Origin of the sequence: Jannaschia donghaensis (genome assembly GCF_001403795.1) — a bacterium.
Taxonomy (GTDB): Bacteria; Pseudomonadota; Alphaproteobacteria; order Rhodobacterales; family Rhodobacteraceae; genus Jannaschia; species Jannaschia donghaensis.
Genome location: NZ_CXSU01000012.1, coordinates 143,628 through 159,298 on the forward strand (window position 1 = coordinate 143,628; position 15,671 = coordinate 159,298).

Sequence of the window (15,671 nt, forward strand, 5' to 3'; positions counted from 1 at the left end):
CGCAAACGTCGCGGGGGTGCCGGGCCATCGTCCGCAGCCGTAAAATTCAGGCCCCGCCCTGCGACAAAAAAGGGGCGACCGAAGCCGCCCCGCATTATTCGCCGATCCGTCCCGATGGGCTGTCAGAGGTCGGGATAGATCGGAAAGCGACCGCACAGGTCCTGCACCTTGGCGCGCACCGATGCCTCGACCTCAGCGTTACCCTCTATCCCGTTCGCGGCCAGCCCGTCCACGACCTCCACGATCAAATCCGCGATCAGCCGGAACTCCGGCTCCGCAAAGCCGCGTGTCGTGCCGGCCGGGGTGCCCAGGCGGATGCCGCTCGTCACCATCGGCTTCTCGTCGTCGAAGGGAATGCCGTTTTTGTTACAGGTGATATGCGCCCGTCCCAGCGCCGCTTCGGTCGCGTTGCCCTTCACGCCCTTGGGGCGCAGGTCCACCAGCATCAGATGCGTGTCGGTTCCCCCGGTCACGATATCGAGGCCACCCTTCATCAACTGATCAGCCAGCGCCTGGGCGTTCTTGATCACTTGCGTCTGATAATCCTTGAAACCCGGACGCAGCGCCTCGCCGAAGGCGACGGCCTTCGCGGCGATCACATGCATCAGCGGGCCACCCTGGATGCCGGGGAAAATCGCGGAATTCACCTTTTTCGCAATGGCCTCGTCATCGGTCAGGATCATGCCGCCGCGCGGACCGCGCAGCGTCTTGTGCGTGGTTGTGGTCGCCACATGGGCATGGGGAAAGGGGCTTGGATAATGCCCGGAGGCGACCAGTCCCGCGAAATGCGCCATGTCCACCAGCAGGACCGCCCCGACCGAATCGGCGATCTGCCGCATCCGGGCGAAATCGATGACGCGCGGAATGGCCGATCCCCCGGCGATGATCATCTTGGGCGAATGTTCGGTCGCAAGGGCCTGAACCTCGTCGTAATCCAGCAGAAGGTCGTCCTTGCGCACGCCGTACTGCACCGCATTGAACCATTTTCCCGATTGATTTGGCTTGGCCCCATGGGTCAGGTGCCCGCCGGCATCCAGGCTCATCCCAAGGATGGTGTCGCCTGGCTGCAGCAACGCGGTGAAAACACCCTGGTTCGCCTGGCTGCCGGAATTGGGCTGAACGTTGGCGAAGCCGCAACCGAACAGCTGCTTGGCGCGGTCAATGGCCAGGTTCTCGGCGATGTCGACATACTGGCAGCCGCCGTAGTAGCGGCGGCCGGGGTAACCTTCGGCGTATTTATTGGTCATCACGCCGCCCTGCGCCTCCATTACGGCGCGGCTGACGATGTTCTCGGATGCGATCAGTTCGATCTCGTCGCGCTGACGGCCCAATTCCAGATGTGTCGCCTCGGCGATTTCGGGATCGGTATCCGCAAGCGATGCGGAGAAGAAGTTCGGGTCGCGGTGGGGGGCGTTCATGGCACGTCTCCGGCGTTTGGGGCTGGTTGCGGGCGTCATACCCCTGTCGCGAGCACGATGAAAGCGGCCAAAGCGGCGCAGGAGCTTTCGGCCGCGACCTTGTGTTTCCGGGTCCGTCGCGCCAACCCTTTTCGCAATCCCGAGGAAACCCATGCCCCGCGTCCAGAACATCGCCTTTCTCGCCTCCGACACATCCGAGGCCCGGACCGCCCTCGATCGCCTGACAGATCGTTACGGGAACGTTCCGGTGGCCGAGGCACGGATCATCGTGGCGCTGGGCGGCGACGGCTTCATGCTGGAGACGTTGCACGCCACGATGGACATCGACGCGCCCGTCTATGGCATGAACCGCGGCACCGTCGGATTTCTGATGAACGACTACCGGGAGACCGGGCTGACGGGTCGTCTGGACCGCGCCGAGGAAGCCGTGATCAACCCGCTGCGCATGGTCGCCACCCGCGCGAACGGCGACACGGTGGAGGCGCTGGCGATCAACGAGGTGTCCGTTCTGCGCGCCGGGCCACAGGCGGCAAGACTGCGCATTTCCGTCGATGGCAAGGTGCGGATGGAGGAGCTGGTCTGCGACGGGGCGCTGGTCTCGACGCCGGCGGGGTCGACGGCCTACAATTATTCCGCACACGGGCCGATCCTGCCGATCGGGTCGGGCGTCCTGGCGCTTACGGCGATGTCGGCTTTTCGACCCCGGCGCTGGCGCGGGGCCCTGTTGCCGCAGGTGGCCAAGGTGCGGCTGGACGTGTTGCACCCGGAGAAGCGGCCCATGATGGCCGAAGCCGACGGCAACTCCGTCCGCGATGTGGTCGCCGTCGAGATCGAGAGCGACAGCACCGTTGCGCACCGGCTGCTCTTCGATCCGGGTCACGGGCTGGAGGAGCGTCTGCTGCGGGAACAGTTCACCTGAGACGGCGATGCCGACGGACTTCGCTTCAACCTGTCGTAAGCACCCCTGCGACCAAGACTGCCGTCATGTCGCCACCCGCGTCGAAAGTCTCCGAAGATCCGCTGCGGGCCCTCGATGAAGGCACCGTCACACCTGCAGCATTGCGGGCCATCGCCACCCTGCCCAAAGGTCTGCTATCGCGGGGTGCCCATGTCTGTCTGTTCGTTGGCGGCGTCTTTCTGGCCCGCGACACGACCTCGCGAAGGCGCAGTATGAACGGGCTGTTCCGCGCTTTGATTTTCGCAGGCGTGTTGCGGGACTTTTATCACGCAAAACGGATGCCGCCGGGCCGACGGATCCATCCGGCGGGGGTGGGTATCCTCGACACGGTGCAGATGGATCGGCGCGGCCTCGTTCCGGCCGGCGATACCTTCGTCGCGACGGGGCAGGCGGTGTCGGATACCGTTACATGGGGCCAATCCCCTGACATCGATCGCTTTGCCGAAATCATCAACGAGGCTTTCGAAAATCTGCTTCCGGTACTGACCGCCGTCATGGAACGGCAACAGGCGGTCGTCACTGCGCTTCGGGCCAGAAAAGAGGCTTTGGCCGAACGGGCGCGCATCGGCAGCTCGGGTGGATCCTTCCTGGTCATCGCGGCGGAGATCACGAACCTTGCCGGTCAGGTGGACGTCGGTGGTCAGGAAATATTGGGCCGGATCGAGGATATCGTCGTCAGCTCTCGCGCAATCTGAACTTGGGTCTTAGGTCGACGCGCACCGTCCCGCCGCTGGCACTTCGCCATTTCGCGCGCTACAGCGGCCATGACGCAAACCGACAGGGTCCCCATGGCGCGCACGCTCATCACCTCCGCAATTCCCTACATCAATGGCATCAAGCATCTGGGCAATCTGGTCGGCTCGCAACTGCCGGCCGATCTCTATGCGCGTTATTGCCGTGCGCGGGGCCATGAGGTGATGTTTATCTGCGCGACCGACGAACACGGCACTCCGGCCGAACTGGCGGCGGCAAAGGCGGGCAAGCCGGTCGCGGATTACTGCGCCGAGATGTGGCAGGTGCAGCGGGACCTCGCCGACGGGTTCCGCCTGTCGTTCGACCATTTCGGGCGCTCGAGCAGCCCGCAGAACCACGCGCTGACGCAGCATTTCGCGGGCAAGCTGGACGCGGCCGGCCTGATCGACGAACGGACGTCGAAGCAGGTCTATTCGAACGCCGATGGGCGGTTCCTGCCCGACCGCTACATCGAGGGAACCTGTCCCAACTGCGGTTTCGCGGATGCGCGCGGCGATCAATGCGACAATTGCACCAAACAGCTGGATCCAACCGACTTGATCGAACCGCGATCCGTGATTTCGGGCTCCACCGACCTCGAGGTGCGTGAAACCAAGCATCTGTTTTTGCGCCAATCGCTTCTGAAGGATCGGTTGGACGCCTGGATCGACAGTCAGGATGGCTGGCCGGTGCTGACCACGTCGATCGCCAAGAAATGGCTGCACGACGGCGACGGCCTGCAGGACCGAGGGATCACCCGTGACCTGGACTGGGGCATCCCGGTCCGGAAAGGCGACGCGCCGTGGCCGGGGATGGAGGGCAAGGTCTTCTATGTCTGGTTCGACGCTCCCATCGAATACATCGCCGCGACCCACGAATGGGCCGATGCACAGGGTGCCGATGCCGACTGGCAGCGGTGGTGGCGTACCGACAAGGGTGCGGAGAACGTCAACTACGTGCAGTTCATGGGCAAGGACAATGTGCCGTTCCACACCTTGTCCTTCCCGGCGACCCTGCTCGGGTCGGGGGAGCCTTGGAAGACAGTCGACTACCTCAAGTCCCTGAACTACCTCAACTACGATGGCGGACAGTTCAGCACGTCGCGGGGGCGCGGCGTCTTCATGGATCAGGCGCTGTCGCTGTTGCCGGCGGACTACTGGCGCTGGTGGCTGCTGTCCCATGCGCCCGAAAGCAGCGATACCGAATTCACCTGGGAGACGTTCCAGACCGACGTGAACAAGGACCTGGCCGACGTGCTGGGCAACTTCGTCAGTCGCGTCACGAAATTCTGCCGCTCGAAGTTCGGGGAAGAGGTGCCGGCGGGCGGAACCTGGGGCGCGTCGGAGACGGCGTTGATCGAAACGCTCGGCACTCGGTTGAAGGCGTATCAGGGTTTCATGGACGGTATCGAGATTCGCAAGGCCGCCGCCGAATTGCGCGCCATCTGGGTCGCAGGTAACGAATATCTGCAGGACGCCGCGCCGTGGGCCACGTTCAAGACCGACCCGGAACGGGCCGCTGCCCAGATCCGCATGGCTCTGAATCTGATCCGATTCTACGCCGTTCTCTCGCGGCCCTTTATCCCGGATGCCGCGACCGCAATGCTCGACGGTATGCAGGCCGATGACGACGCTTGGCCGGACGACGTCAAGACCGCGTTGGAGGCGCTGCAGCCGGGCCATGTCTTCACCGTGCCCGAGGTTCTGTTCGCCAAAATCACCGACGAGCAGCGCCTGGAATGGGCGGAGCGATTCGCCGGACAGCGCGCTTGAGCGAAGGGGCGGCGCGCCGGTTCAGACGCTGATTGTTGACCGAAACGGACCAGTGCCGCCGCTGCTTGGAAACTGGTTCGCGAAATAAAAGCGCAAGCTTTAATTTCTTGTAAGTGCGGCGAAAGTGTGGCCTCCGTTTGGGATATAAACGGGGGTTTCCATGGGTTTGTTTGCATTTTTCGGTCTGCTGCTTGTCGGCGGCCTCACCCTTTCTCTTTTCGACGACGACGATTCCGACTCGGCCGAAACCGAGGGATCCACATCCTTGGAAGACGAGTTCAACGGTCAGATCGAAACCGGAAGCAGCGGTGACGACATTCTTGCCGGGGGACCCCGCGACGATTTTCTGTCGGGCGATGCCGGCAATGACATCCTTCGCGGTTTCCTTGGCAACGACCTTCTGGTGGGCGGCGCGGACGACGACACGCTTTTTGGTGCTGACGGGGACGATACGCTGGACGGCGGACAGGGCGATGATGTTCTGCAGGGCCAGGACGGTCGTGATCTGCTTTTGGGCGACAGCGGCGACGACCTGCTTCTGGGCGGCAACGACGCCGACCTTCTGTTCGGCGAAAACGGGCAGGACACACTGCGCGGCGGGACCGGAAATGACATTCTGATCGGGATCGAGTCGAACGCAGGCGTCGCCGACGACAGCGTGGAAAATGCGGGTGATACTCTGGACGGCGGCTTCGGCAACGATCTGATCCTGGTCGGCTCGCAGGACGTGGCGACAGGTGGGGCCGGGGCGGATACCTTCACCTTCGGCACCTACATCGAAGCGGGTCGCAGTGCGACGATCACCGACTTCGACCCCGATGAGGATGTACTGGAGGTTCAATACGTGCCCGATCTGCAGGCTGTGCCTGTCATCTCTTTGATGGAAGAGGACGAAGACACGCTGGTGGCGCTTGACGGAGTCGAGGTCATGCGCATCGAAGGCATTACCGGAATCGACCCCGCGACGATCCGCCTGACCGCGATCTGATCACGCAGGGGAACCGGCAGCCGAACGGGAACGTTGTGGGAACATCCAGACAGGAGTTCCCATGACCGACCCGATCAGCAACACCCCCAAACAGGACGTCCCCGGCAATGCCGTCAAGGATCCGGACGATTGGACCACGGGCGACGAAAGCATGACCGGCGCGCAGGCCAGCTATCTGAAGACGCTGTCCGAAGAAGCCGGAGAGATCTTCGATCCCAAGCTGTCCAAGGCCGACGCCTCCAAGCGTATCGACGAATTGCAATCGAAGACGGGTCGCGGCGACTGATCGCGCCCTGGTTTTTCTGACCAAGTCTTTACGGCGCGGCCAGAAAGCCGATTTCGCTGCGGTATTGAAGAGACATACGATCGGCAGATCTCAATGGCCTGTCAGTCAGACCTGACAGGCCGATCCGGGGTGGCACCTTGGACATCCGCCGATCGCGGCGCACCCACCCCGTACATCGCGCATGATCCTTACGAATGAAACGAAAACAGCCGTTCGGGACCCCCTTGAACGCTGATTTCGGCGTTCCCAAATATCTGTTGTCGGACGCCGGAATCGGGTTCGACAGACCGAGAGGCCCCTGTCCGATGTCGGAGGGGGCGACATGCAAACCGTATCGCTTTCAAAAGGATGCACCCATGCGTACTTACGATTTTACCCCCCTCTACCGCGCCTCCGTTGGCTTCGACCGGATGGCCAATTTGCTGGACCGCGCCATGACCGCGGACACCGCGACGACCTATCCGCCCTACAATATCGAGAAGCTGGGCGAGAACGACTATCGCATCTCGATCGCTGTCGCCGGGTTTACCGATGCCGATCTGTCGATCGAAGCACGCGAAAACCAGCTGATCTTGACGGCCCGCAAGGCCGATGCCGACGATCAGCGGACGTATCTGCACCGTGGCATCGCCACCCGTGCGTTCGAAAAGTCGTTCCAACTGGCCGATCACGTCTCTGTCACCGGCGCGACCCATGCTGACGGGATGCTTCACATCGACCTGGTGCGCGAAGTGCCCGAGGCCCTGAAGCCGCGCCGGATCGAGATCGCCCGCGGCGCATCGGCCCCCGCCTTGGAAGGGACGTCCGAAACCGTCGAGGTCTGAGACCTGACACAAAGCTTTCGAAATGATGCAATCGCGCGTCCCCACCGGGGCGCGCGTTTTTCTATGGCGTCAGCCCAACCCAAGCGAGTCGAGGATGATCCCGATGACAAGGATCGCAAGCAAAGTCATCACGATTACAGCGGCAAATTGAAAGGTGATCGCGGCTGCCCCCAAGGCGGCTCCGCCGATTACAATGCGACGCGGTTCGTGCCGGACCAATGCGATGACGGCCAGGACGACGGCAAACGCTCCGGTCACGGCGGTCCCAGTCCAGAGAATCCGGTCGATATCCCAGGGTGATGGCACCGGTGTCGGCTGGCCCAATCCGACAAGGTCCCGCAGCGCCGCTTTACCCGCTTCGGCCGCGATTTCCCCCAATGTGACCCCAACCGCGTCTTGCGGAGCGAAGGGGCCACCGAAGAAATGGAAGACCGCTAAGACAAGGGCCAGTCCCCCCAGGATCAAGCCCGCGGTACCGAAGATCCCGGCGGTGGGTTGGCGCTTCAAATCGTCCATCTCGTTCTCTTCATTAAAACCACTGTCCCGGCTCCATGAGCCCCAGGTCCATCAATTGTTGCGAGCGCCATTCGAAGGGTATCGATCCGTCCCATCTGAACCCCCGAATGGCGGCGCGGGAACCGGGGTTCGTCGCAAGCGCCTTGGCCGCGCGAAACGATGCGACGGCGGCCGTCATCGAATGATGCCAAGGGCACGCGAAAGTGTTCATTTCTTCGTCGGACAGGCGGTGATCGGCCAGCAGGCGAAGTCCCTTGCGCGCCCGGAATAGCGATACTCGGTCGATGCGCCGCCGTTCCCACGGGATATGCTCTTCGAAACGCCAGCGCAGGCCTCCGAAGAAATCGAGCTGCCGGTCCATCGGTCCATCGTCGGCCCATCGGGCAAGGGCGAAATACCCCGCTTCGTCCATCCAGGCGGCATCTCTGTCGACTGCGTTGGAGCCGTTCGACAGGTCCCCCGCATAAAGATCCACGACGAAGGTCAGGATCGCGTCGCGCCGTTCTTCGGTACAGAAACGCAGCGCCTCGCCGATTCGACGCGTTTCAGCGAAGGGGTGGAACAGATATTCCGAATTGTAGAGATATCCCATCCACGCCCCGTCGGGCCGCCCGTCGATCAGGGCGTTGACGCAGGTCACCGCCAGGTTGTCGGGACGCTGGTCCAAAGACAGCCGATGGGCACCGTCGGGCAATTCCGCCGGTATCTTGATGCCCGGCGGTACGGCCAGCACGATTTGCAGAAATCCCGCGTCGATGTGGTGGCGGATGGTCGACTCGATCTCGCAGGCATCCTCGCACAGGATCATAAGCACCGGATCCGTGCCCAGAGCGGCGGCGCGGGTGCGCAAATCCTCGGGTGAGGTGAAATTCATCGTGGCCTGCTCTCGCTTTGGGGCGCAGTCTTTCGCAATCGGCCCCGTGCCGCAACGGGGTCACGTTGCGGATGCGCCGGGCCTGCGGTATTGCCGCCACTCACTCTGTCGAGGGCCACCATGACCGCGCCGAAGAAGCTGCACATCAAGACATACGGCTGTCAGATGAATGTCTATGACAGCGAGCGGATGGCCGAGACGCTGACCGCCGGTCGGGACGGGCCCGCCTATGAGATGACGGACCGCCCCGAAGAGGCCGACCTGATCTTGCTCAACACCTGTCACATCCGCGAAAAGGCGGCCGAGAAGGTCTATTCCGACTTGGGCCGCTTGCGCCCCCTGCGCGATGCCAATCCCGATCTGAAGATCGGCGTCGCGGGCTGCGTGGCCCAGGCCGAAGGGGCTGAGATCATGGCGCGTCAGCCCATGGTCGATCTGGTCGTCGGGCCGCAGACCTACCACCGGCTGCCCGCGATGATGCAGAAGGTTGCCGCCGGGGAAAAGGCGCTGGATACGGACATGCCCGAGGAGGACAAGTTCGACCACCTCCCGCGCCTACGCACGCCGACCGCGCGGCCGACGGCGTTCCTGACGGTGCAGGAAGGCTGTGACAAGTTCTGTGCGTTTTGCGTCGTTCCCTACACCCGCGGGGCAGAGGTCAGTCGCCCGGTAGACCGGTTGCTGAGCGAGGCGCGTGACTTGGTTGCGCGCGGCGTCGCCGAGATCACGCTGCTGGGGCAGAATGTGAACGGCTATCACGGGACGGGGCCCGACGGGCGCGTATGGTCACTGGCCGATTTGATCTGGGCGCTGGACGGGATCGATGGGTTGGAACGGATCCGTTTCACCACCAGCCATCCCAACGACATGACGGACGATCTGATCGAAGCGCATGGCACCTGTGCCAAGCTGATGCCGTATCTGCATCTGCCGGTCCAATCGGGCAGCGATCGCATCCTCAAGGCAATGAACCGCAAGCATACGGCAGCGGAGTATGTCGCCATAATCGATCGCCTGCGCGCCGTGCGGCCCGACATGGCTCTGTCCGGTGATTTCATCGTCGGCTTCCCCGGCGAGACGGAGGCCGATTTCGAGGCGACGATGGATCTGGTTCGACGTGTTCACTACGCCGCCGCCTATTCCTTCCGCTATTCCGCCCGTCCAGGGACGCCGGCCGCGGAAAAGGAAGATGTTCCCCTTGCCGTTGCTGTCGACCGGTTGCACCGCCTTCAGGCGCTGATCACCGAGCAGCAGCACGCGACACAGGCGGCTATGGTCGGGCGCGAGACGACGGTTCTGTTCGAAAAGGCGGGCCGCAAGCCCGGACAATTGATCGGGAAGTCCGAGTATCTTCAAGCCGTCCATGCAGACGCGTCGGTCGACCTGCTGGGCGTCGTAGCCAAAGTGCGTATCATCGAGGCGAAGACGAATTCGCTGGAAGCCGTGTTGATCTGAAGCGGCAGCCAATTCGGGCCTCCCTGGCCCATTGTGGCTGGCGCGCGACAATGCCTTCGGACATTGAGATTTCGGTGCGTCGCCTCAACCCTGAAGACGGCTTTCGCTTCCGTTAATGCGGCAGGACCCGGATAGGTAGCGAAGTGGTAAGGCGCGATGGGACGGTGCGTCGAACACGCCGGAGCATCGACTCCGGCACCTTGCATTCGGATCTCTGCCAACCGGTCCTATGCTACAAGCGGCTGTGGATAACCCTGAAATGTTGCGTGGGGGGATCATATCGGCGCCATATCTTGATATTTACCTATGCAGCGCGGTCTGAATGGTTAAACTCTCATCAGGCCATCGCCTGACCCGTTGCCTGTCGCATTCGCGATATCGTGTCGGTCGACCGGCGCTGACAGTCTTTGATGAAATGGGGGGCGCTCGTGTCTCGGATCGCAACGAAAATTCTTGGGGTGGCTGCCGTGGCCCTGATGACGGCGCTGCCGGCCACGGCGCAAAACGTCGGGGACGTGGGGCAGGATAGTCGGGGGAACGTCTATACGTATGTTGTGCGCGACGGGGTCGGCGTCTGGACGCGGGGGCGCACCATCGCCGGGCCTACGACCGAGCGGCGTATCTTGGCCGAACGTTATACGCCGACGATCTGGACCGATCCCGACGGCTGCGAACATTGGGTGATGGACGATGGGTTCGAAGGGTTCATGACGCCCCACGTGACACGCCACGGCATCCCGGTCTGCAATCGGCGGGGGCACTGACATGACTATTTTGCGCATAATCGCCGCCACCGCCGCCATCGGTGCGCTTGCCGGATGCCTTGAAGGGGGGGAGCGGGTGGACAAGACGGTCGACCGCGGCCTGATCGGCGTTTCGTCCCTACAAGAGCTTTCGCCGGGGATCTGGGTCGATCCGCGCGGTTGCGACCACTGGCTGATCGACGACGGGGTCGAAGGATATCTGTCGGCGCGCCTGGACCGTCATGGCAAGCCGGTCTGCTCAGGTGCCGCTCCGCCTGAATACGTGACCGGTCCGTTCCGCGCCGGGCAGGACGTCAACGACCCGAACTGAGTGTTGCCGGGATGCCAAAATGATGGGCCGCGGCGGAAACGTCGCGGCCTTGTTGCGTCGTGGGGGTGAAATCCCGCGCATCGCCCCCACCTTGTCTTGAGACCGTCGCACCGGCGGTGCAGGCTTCGAGAAACGTTTTTTCAAAAGGACGATTGTTTGCCCACTTTGCTTGACCCGGAAGACAAGATCGCTGTCCAATTGGACTTTTCCGACAACCGTCTGATGATCGACCTCGTCGGTCCCGGCAGTGCCCATCTCGCTCAGATCGAGCAGTTAATGGGCGTTCAGATCGTTCACCGCGGCAACACGCTGGTGGTGCACGGCGAAGCTTCTTCGGATGCGGAAAGGGTGCTCAACGCGCTCTACGCCCGGCTCGAATCCGGCAAGGACGTCAATATGGGCGTCATCGACGCCCTGATCCGTCTGCGCGCGGAGGAAGATGTGGAAGGCACCCGCGACGGCGATCAGGAGGAGATGTTCCCCGGTCCCGCGCTGGAAATCCGCACACGCAAGAAGACGATGGAGCCGCGGACCGAGGCGCAGAAAGCCTATACCCGGGCGCTTCTGGAGAACGAGCTGACGTTCGGCATCGGGCCAGCGGGCACCGGCAAGACCTACATCGCGGTGGCCGTCGCCGTCAGCAAGTTCATCACCGGAGAGGTCGACCGTATCATCCTGACCCGTCCCGCCGTCGAGGCGGGCGAAAAGCTGGGCTTCCTGCCCGGCACGCAGGACGAGAAGGTCGATCCTTACATGCAGCCGCTTTACGACGCGCTCAACGACTTTCTACCGGGCAAGCAGTTGCAGAAACTGCGGGAGGATAAGCGCGTGGAAATCGCGCCACTCGCCTTCATGCGTGGGCGCACGTTGTCCAATGCGTTCGTCATTTTGGACGAGGCGCAAAACGCGACGACCATGCAGATGAAGATGTTTCTGACCCGTCTGGGGCAGGGGTCCCGCATGGCGATCACTGGCGACCGCAGCCAGGTCGACCTGCCGCGCGGCGTAACCTCGGGCCTGCGCGACGCGGAGGATCTGCTGATCGGCGTGGACGGTATCAGTTTCAATTACTTCACCGCGAAGGACGTTGTGCGTCATCCGCTGGTCGCGAAGATCATCACGGCCTACGAGGCGGCCGACGATCGCCGCGAAGCCGAGCGCGCCGCCCCGCGCGAGTGGCGTAAATGAGCGTTGATTACGACGTCCAGAAAGCCGAAACCGAACGGCTTTGGTCCGAGATTTCTGCCTCCCCCGGCGTCCCCTCCGAAGGCCTGCTTGATCTGCGGTTCGTGGGAGGTCCGGGCGCGGATGCGACGGAGTTCATGGGTTGGCTGGAGGATCGCGGCTACGACGTCGAATATTACCCGGTCGATCCCGATGGGGAAGATCCGGAGGACGCCGAAGAGGTAATCGAGGTGCAGACCGACACGATGACCCTCTCCGCAGAGACGATACACGCGGAAGAGCGCAAGACGACCGAGGCCGCGCTGCAATTCGGCTTTCGGCCCGACGGCTGGGGCTTCATGGGCGCGTAGACAGCCATGCGCCGTCCCGATCGGTTGAACCCTTCCATCGCGGCAGTAAGCGTATGGGGAACGGCGACCGTCACGTGGGGTACGAAGACCACTGTTGGTATAGCGCCGGGGGCTACAAACGGGACATCGGCCGCGTGTCGGGTTCGCGGGACGACCCAGATCGCCATGCGCAAAGGCGGCGACGGCAGGATAGATATGGCGGCGGCGGATGGGGCCGAAACCGACGCTCTCTTTGCATTCGTGACGAACATTTGTAATCGATCCAATCCGATCCTCCGCTGTTACCTCCGGACCGGGACAAAAAATGGTGATGATTTGATCGACGATCCCAAACCCGCCCGCTTTTTCGGCATCGCACCATGACGATGGTCGACGTGATCGTCGAGGACTCCCGTTGGGTCGATCTGGATCGTTGGGCGCAAATCGCAGTGCCCGCCACCCTGTCCGCCGTCGATGTCCCGGCGGATTGCGAGGTTGCCGTCTTGGGCTGCGACGATGCGCACATTGCAGTGCTGAACGCGGATTTCCGGGGCAAGGCCACGCCGACCAATGTCTTGTCGTGGCCATCGGAATCGCGCGTGCCGGGACAGGCCCCCTCGGACCCTGAATTGGGCGATATCGCCATCGCTTGGGACACCTGCGCGCGGGAAGCCGCCGAGCAGGGCAAGCCACTGGAAGCGCACGTCATTCACCTGCTGATCCATGCCACGTTGCACCTTCTGGGCCATGACCACTTGGAAGATGGGGAAGCGGCGCGTATGGAAATGATCGAAATCTGCATTCTAAGGGGTTTGGGTTTTCCCGATCCGTACAATTCTGATACGGTCTGAGGGCGCGGAACATTTTTCCGCATCGATGAAAGGGGCCACCGGGTCCGATGGACAACGACGGATCGTCTAGGGCCGCGCCAGGCGCGCCGGACGGAAACACTTCGACGGATGCCCCGATAGGCGCGCGTCCTGGATTCATAACCCGCGTGTTCGGCGGCTTCATGGCCGAACCCGATGGCCAGAAGAACACCGATACCCCACTCGACGCACGCCCGATGCCGGGCCTTCTTAACCTGCGGCTCAAGCGGTTGGACGATGTTCTGATTCCCCGCGCCGAGATCGTGGCCGTGCCAATCGACATCTCCCTTCCGGACCTCGTGTCCAAATTCCGCGACAGCGGGAACACCCGCCTTCCGGTCTTCGACACGACGCTGGACGAACCTTTGGGTATGATCCACCTCAAGGACGTCGCATTGAACCATGGGTTCAACGGCGACCGTGACAAGCCGTTCGAGATGAAGCCTTTGTTGCGCGGCCTGATCTATGCTCCGCCGTCGATGCCCATCGGCGTGCTTCTGACCAAGATGCAGACGCAGCGCATCCATATGGCGCTGGTGATCGACGAATACGGCGGTGTCGACGGCCTTGTGACATTGGAGGATCTGATCGAGCAGGTCATCGGCGAGATCGAGGACGAGCACGATCAGGAAGAAGGCAAGTTCTGGCGGCAGGAGAAATCCGGCTGCTATCTGGCGCTGGCCCGTACGCCCATCGATGACTTCCAGGAGGAGATCGGCTTCCGCCTTGTCGATGCCGAGGACGAGGAAGAGATCGACACTCTTGGCGGCCTGGTCTTTATGATGGCTGGCCGCGTGCCCGAACGCGGGGAGGTCATTCCCCACCCGTCGGGCGCGGAGATCGAGGTCGTGGACGCTGATCCCCGCCGGATCAAGCGCCTGCGCCTGCGGATGCCGCAAGCCGCCTGATCCATGCGGCATCTGGCCCTGTTCCTGCCCGTCGTCGCGGGGTTGGCGGCCGCGCTGGGGCAGGCCCCGTGGGAGTTGTGGTTCGTGGCCCTGCCGGCCTACGCCATCGGGATCGCCGCGATGGCCAGGGCGCGACGGCCCTTTGTCGCGGGGCTGCTGTTCGGAACCGCGCATTTCGCGCTGGCCCTGCATTGGATCGTGGAGCCATTTTTGGTGGATGCCGCCGCGACGGGGTGGATGGCTCCGATCGCGCTTCTGGCAATTTCTCTCGGATTTGGTCTGTTCTGGGCTGTCGCCGCATCCCTGGGCGCGCGGGCAAGATACCGGGCGTTCGGCATCGCCGTCGGCATCGCCGCGGTGGAACTGGTCCGGTCGTATCTGCTGACCGGATTTCCCTGGGCCTTGCCGGGTCACATACTGATTGCATCGCCGGCATTGCCCGCGGCGTCGCTGGTGGGCGCGCATGGCCTGGGTCTTGCGGTTCTTCTGGGGGGGGCATTGCTGGCGACGCGTGGTGCCGCCGCGCGGGCGTGCGGGTTTGCCCTGTGGGGACTTCCGTTCGGCGTCGGGCTGGCCATGCCGCCCGCACCGCCGGTTGCTGCGGACGCGCCGGTCGTACGTTTGGTCCAGCCGAATGCGCCGCAGCATCAAAAGTGGGATCCCGACTTCATTTCCGTTTTCTTCCGCCGTGGGCTGGAGGCGACGGCGGCTCCGGCCTTGGGCGCACCCCCCGTTGCCGTGATCTGGCCGGAAACCGCGCTGCCCGAATTGCTGCGCTATTCCGAAGAGGTGCGCCCCCGCATTGCCGCCGCCGCCGGGGGCCGCCCGGTGATGATCGGCGCGCAACGCTTTGACGACGATCGCCGTCCGCGCAATTCGCTTGTCCTGCTGACCGGACCCGAAGGGGAGGTCGCCGCCGTCCACGACAAATATCGCCTTGTGCCGTTTGGGGAATATCTGCCGTTCGAGTCCATTCTCAACGCCATGGGGATCGGGGCCTTCGCGGCGCAATTGGCCGGGGGGTATGCGCCGGGCGACGGGCCAATTTTGCTGGATCTGCCGGGTGTCGGACGTGTTCTGCCACTGATCTGCTACGAAGCGATCTTCCCGCAGGAGCTGCGCCGTCTGGACCGCCCGCGTGTCATCGTTCACCTGACCAACGATGCGTGGTTCGGCACGGATGCCGGGCCGCAGCAGCATCTGGCGCTGGCGCGACTGCGCGCCGCGGAGTCCGGCCTGCCATTCCTGCGGGCCGCCAACACCGGCGTGTCGGCGGCGATCGACGCACGCGGCACAATCCTCGCGTCATTGCCGCTGGGGCAGGCGGGTCATCTGGACGTGGCGGTGCCGCCCGCTTTGCCGGCACCTCTCTATATCGTGACCGGCGACTGGGCGGCGCTGGCTGTGATCTTCGGGCTGATCGCGGCGCTTGGGGCACAGAACCGGGGATTCCCGGTTGCCCCGGCGCGCAATCGTCCATAGC

At 63.3% G+C, this 15,671-nt stretch carries 17 protein-coding genes and 1 pseudogene; 15 read left to right on the forward strand and 3 right to left on the reverse strand.

Going from position 1 to position 15,671, the window contains the following annotated elements; genetic code table 11:
* Positions 1 to 122: 122 nt before the first annotated feature.
* On the reverse strand, positions 123 to 1,418 hold the full coding sequence (gene glyA, locus JDO7802_RS09860; RefSeq protein ID WP_055085116.1) for a serine hydroxymethyltransferase: 1,296 nt from the start codon (positions 1,416 to 1,418) through the stop codon (positions 123 to 125).
* A 151-nt stretch (positions 1,419 to 1,569) separates the two neighbouring features.
* Between glyA and JDO7802_RS09865 the strand changes: the two genes are divergently transcribed.
* The 6 genes from JDO7802_RS09865 to JDO7802_RS09890 all read left to right on the forward strand — a co-directional run bounded on the left by JDO7802_RS09865 (position 1,570) and on the right by JDO7802_RS09890 (position 6,978).
* Positions 1,570 to 2,337 carry an NAD kinase gene (locus JDO7802_RS09865; protein ID WP_055085118.1) on the forward strand — a complete coding sequence of 256 codons (768 nt, stop codon included), beginning with the start codon at positions 1,570 to 1,572 and terminating at the stop codon, positions 2,335 to 2,337.
* Positions 2,338 to 2,402: 65 nt separating this feature from the next.
* Positions 2,403 to 3,071, forward strand: a complete 669-nt coding sequence (locus tag JDO7802_RS09870; protein ID WP_055085120.1) for a hypothetical protein — start codon at positions 2,403 to 2,405, stop codon at positions 3,069 to 3,071.
* A gap of 93 nt (positions 3,072 to 3,164) precedes the next feature.
* Entirely contained in the window at positions 3,165 to 4,880 is a 1,716-nt protein-coding gene (gene metG, locus JDO7802_RS09875; protein WP_055085122.1) for a methionine--tRNA ligase, read from the forward strand.
* A gap of 160 nt (positions 4,881 to 5,040) precedes the next feature.
* Positions 5,041 to 5,868 carry a calcium-binding protein gene (locus JDO7802_RS09880; protein ID WP_055085124.1) on the forward strand — a complete coding sequence of 276 codons (828 nt, stop codon included), beginning with the start codon at positions 5,041 to 5,043 and terminating at the stop codon, positions 5,866 to 5,868.
* 61 nt (positions 5,869 to 5,929) lie between these two features.
* Positions 5,930 to 6,154, forward strand: a complete 225-nt coding sequence (locus JDO7802_RS09885) for a DUF3072 domain-containing protein (protein WP_144430590.1) — start codon at positions 5,930 to 5,932, stop codon at positions 6,152 to 6,154.
* Between the two features lie 356 nt (positions 6,155 to 6,510).
* A complete protein-coding gene (locus JDO7802_RS09890; protein ID WP_055085127.1) occupies positions 6,511 to 6,978 on the forward strand; it encodes an Hsp20 family protein in 468 nt (155 codons plus the stop codon).
* Between the two features lie 69 nt (positions 6,979 to 7,047).
* Here the strand turns inward: JDO7802_RS09890 and JDO7802_RS09895 are convergent, their stop codons facing one another.
* A complete protein-coding gene (locus tag JDO7802_RS09895) occupies positions 7,048 to 7,494 on the reverse strand; it encodes a hypothetical protein (RefSeq protein WP_055085129.1) in 447 nt (148 codons plus the stop codon).
* Positions 7,495 to 7,507: 13 nt separating this feature from the next.
* Positions 7,508 to 8,368 (reverse strand): hypothetical protein, encoded by an 861-nt coding sequence (locus JDO7802_RS09900; RefSeq protein WP_055085131.1) that lies wholly within the window; start codon positions 8,366 to 8,368, stop codon positions 7,508 to 7,510.
* Between the two features lie 120 nt (positions 8,369 to 8,488).
* Here JDO7802_RS09900 and miaB point away from each other — a divergent pair, with 120 nt between their 5' ends.
* The 9 genes and pseudogenes from miaB (at position 8,489) to lnt (ending at position 15,670) form a co-directional block, all read left to right on the forward strand.
* Positions 8,489 to 9,823 (forward strand): tRNA (N6-isopentenyl adenosine(37)-C2)-methylthiotransferase MiaB, encoded by a 1,335-nt coding sequence (gene miaB / locus JDO7802_RS09905; RefSeq protein WP_055085132.1) that lies wholly within the window; start codon positions 8,489 to 8,491, stop codon positions 9,821 to 9,823.
* 593 nt (positions 9,824 to 10,416) lie between these two features.
* Positions 10,417 to 10,575: pseudogene (locus JDO7802_RS09910) on the forward strand (OmpA family protein); the annotation flags it as partial.
* Between the two features lie 13 nt (positions 10,576 to 10,588).
* Positions 10,589 to 10,897: a hypothetical protein gene (locus JDO7802_RS09915; RefSeq protein WP_055085136.1), complete on the forward strand. Its 309-nt coding sequence runs from the start codon at positions 10,589 to 10,591 to the stop codon at positions 10,895 to 10,897.
* A gap of 222 nt (positions 10,898 to 11,119) precedes the next feature.
* On the forward strand, positions 11,120 to 12,085 hold the full coding sequence (locus JDO7802_RS09920) for a PhoH family protein (protein WP_083481230.1): 966 nt from the start codon (positions 11,120 to 11,122) through the stop codon (positions 12,083 to 12,085).
* Positions 12,082 to 12,432 carry a ribonuclease E inhibitor RraB gene (locus JDO7802_RS09925; protein ID WP_055085140.1) on the forward strand — a complete coding sequence of 117 codons (351 nt, stop codon included), beginning with the start codon at positions 12,082 to 12,084 and terminating at the stop codon, positions 12,430 to 12,432. Before JDO7802_RS09920 ends, JDO7802_RS09925 begins: the two co-directional genes overlap by 4 nt.
* Before the next feature lie 165 nt (positions 12,433 to 12,597).
* Positions 12,598 to 12,795: a hypothetical protein gene (locus JDO7802_RS17970; RefSeq protein WP_144430591.1), complete on the forward strand. Its 198-nt coding sequence runs from the start codon at positions 12,598 to 12,600 to the stop codon at positions 12,793 to 12,795.
* Positions 12,792 to 13,262, forward strand: coding sequence for an rRNA maturation RNase YbeY (gene ybeY, locus JDO7802_RS09930; RefSeq protein WP_144430592.1), 471 nt, complete (start codon positions 12,792 to 12,794; stop codon positions 13,260 to 13,262). Before JDO7802_RS17970 ends, ybeY begins: the two co-directional genes overlap by 4 nt.
* 161 nt (positions 13,263 to 13,423) lie before the next feature.
* Complete coding sequence (locus JDO7802_RS09935) at positions 13,424 to 14,188, forward strand: hemolysin family protein (RefSeq protein WP_245624167.1); 765 nt, start codon at positions 13,424 to 13,426, stop codon at positions 14,186 to 14,188.
* 3 nt (positions 14,189 to 14,191) lie between these two features.
* Complete coding sequence (gene lnt, locus JDO7802_RS09940; RefSeq protein WP_055085144.1) at positions 14,192 to 15,670, forward strand: apolipoprotein N-acyltransferase; 1,479 nt, start codon at positions 14,192 to 14,194, stop codon at positions 15,668 to 15,670.
* Position 15,671: the final 1 nt, after the last annotated feature.

Excerpts from the sequence above, each read along its gene's own strand:
- glyA (WP_055085116.1), bottom strand. The coding sequence starts at position 1,418 with ATGAACGCCCCCCACCGCGACCCGAACTTCTTCTCCGCATCGCTTGCG.
- JDO7802_RS09865 (WP_055085118.1), top strand. The coding sequence starts at position 1,570 with ATGCCCCGCGTCCAGAACATCGCCTTTCTCGCCTCCGACACATCCGAG.
- JDO7802_RS09870 (WP_055085120.1), top strand. The coding sequence starts at position 2,403 with ATGTCGCCACCCGCGTCGAAAGTCTCCGAAGATCCGCTGCGGGCCCTC.
- metG (WP_055085122.1), top strand. The coding sequence starts at position 3,165 with ATGGCGCGCACGCTCATCACCTCCGCAATTCCCTACATCAATGGCATC.
- JDO7802_RS09880 (WP_055085124.1), top strand. The coding sequence starts at position 5,041 with ATGGGTTTGTTTGCATTTTTCGGTCTGCTGCTTGTCGGCGGCCTCACC.
- JDO7802_RS09885 (WP_144430590.1), top strand. The coding sequence starts at position 5,930 with ATGACCGACCCGATCAGCAACACCCCCAAACAGGACGTCCCCGGCAAT.
- JDO7802_RS09890 (WP_055085127.1), top strand. The coding sequence starts at position 6,511 with ATGCGTACTTACGATTTTACCCCCCTCTACCGCGCCTCCGTTGGCTTC.
- JDO7802_RS09895 (WP_055085129.1), bottom strand. The coding sequence starts at position 7,494 with ATGGACGATTTGAAGCGCCAACCCACCGCCGGGATCTTCGGTACCGCG.
- JDO7802_RS09900 (WP_055085131.1), bottom strand. The coding sequence starts at position 8,368 with ATGAATTTCACCTCACCCGAGGATTTGCGCACCCGCGCCGCCGCTCTG.
- miaB (WP_055085132.1), top strand. The coding sequence starts at position 8,489 with ATGACCGCGCCGAAGAAGCTGCACATCAAGACATACGGCTGTCAGATG.
- JDO7802_RS09915 (WP_055085136.1), top strand. The coding sequence starts at position 10,589 with ATGACTATTTTGCGCATAATCGCCGCCACCGCCGCCATCGGTGCGCTT.
- JDO7802_RS09920 (WP_083481230.1), top strand. The coding sequence starts at position 11,120 with ATGATCGACCTCGTCGGTCCCGGCAGTGCCCATCTCGCTCAGATCGAG.
- JDO7802_RS09925 (WP_055085140.1), top strand. The coding sequence starts at position 12,082 with ATGAGCGTTGATTACGACGTCCAGAAAGCCGAAACCGAACGGCTTTGG.
- JDO7802_RS17970 (WP_144430591.1), top strand. The coding sequence starts at position 12,598 with ATGCGCAAAGGCGGCGACGGCAGGATAGATATGGCGGCGGCGGATGGG.
- ybeY (WP_144430592.1), top strand. The coding sequence starts at position 12,792 with ATGACGATGGTCGACGTGATCGTCGAGGACTCCCGTTGGGTCGATCTG.
- JDO7802_RS09935 (WP_245624167.1), top strand. The coding sequence starts at position 13,424 with ATGGCCGAACCCGATGGCCAGAAGAACACCGATACCCCACTCGACGCA.
- lnt (WP_055085144.1), top strand. The coding sequence starts at position 14,192 with ATGCGGCATCTGGCCCTGTTCCTGCCCGTCGTCGCGGGGTTGGCGGCC.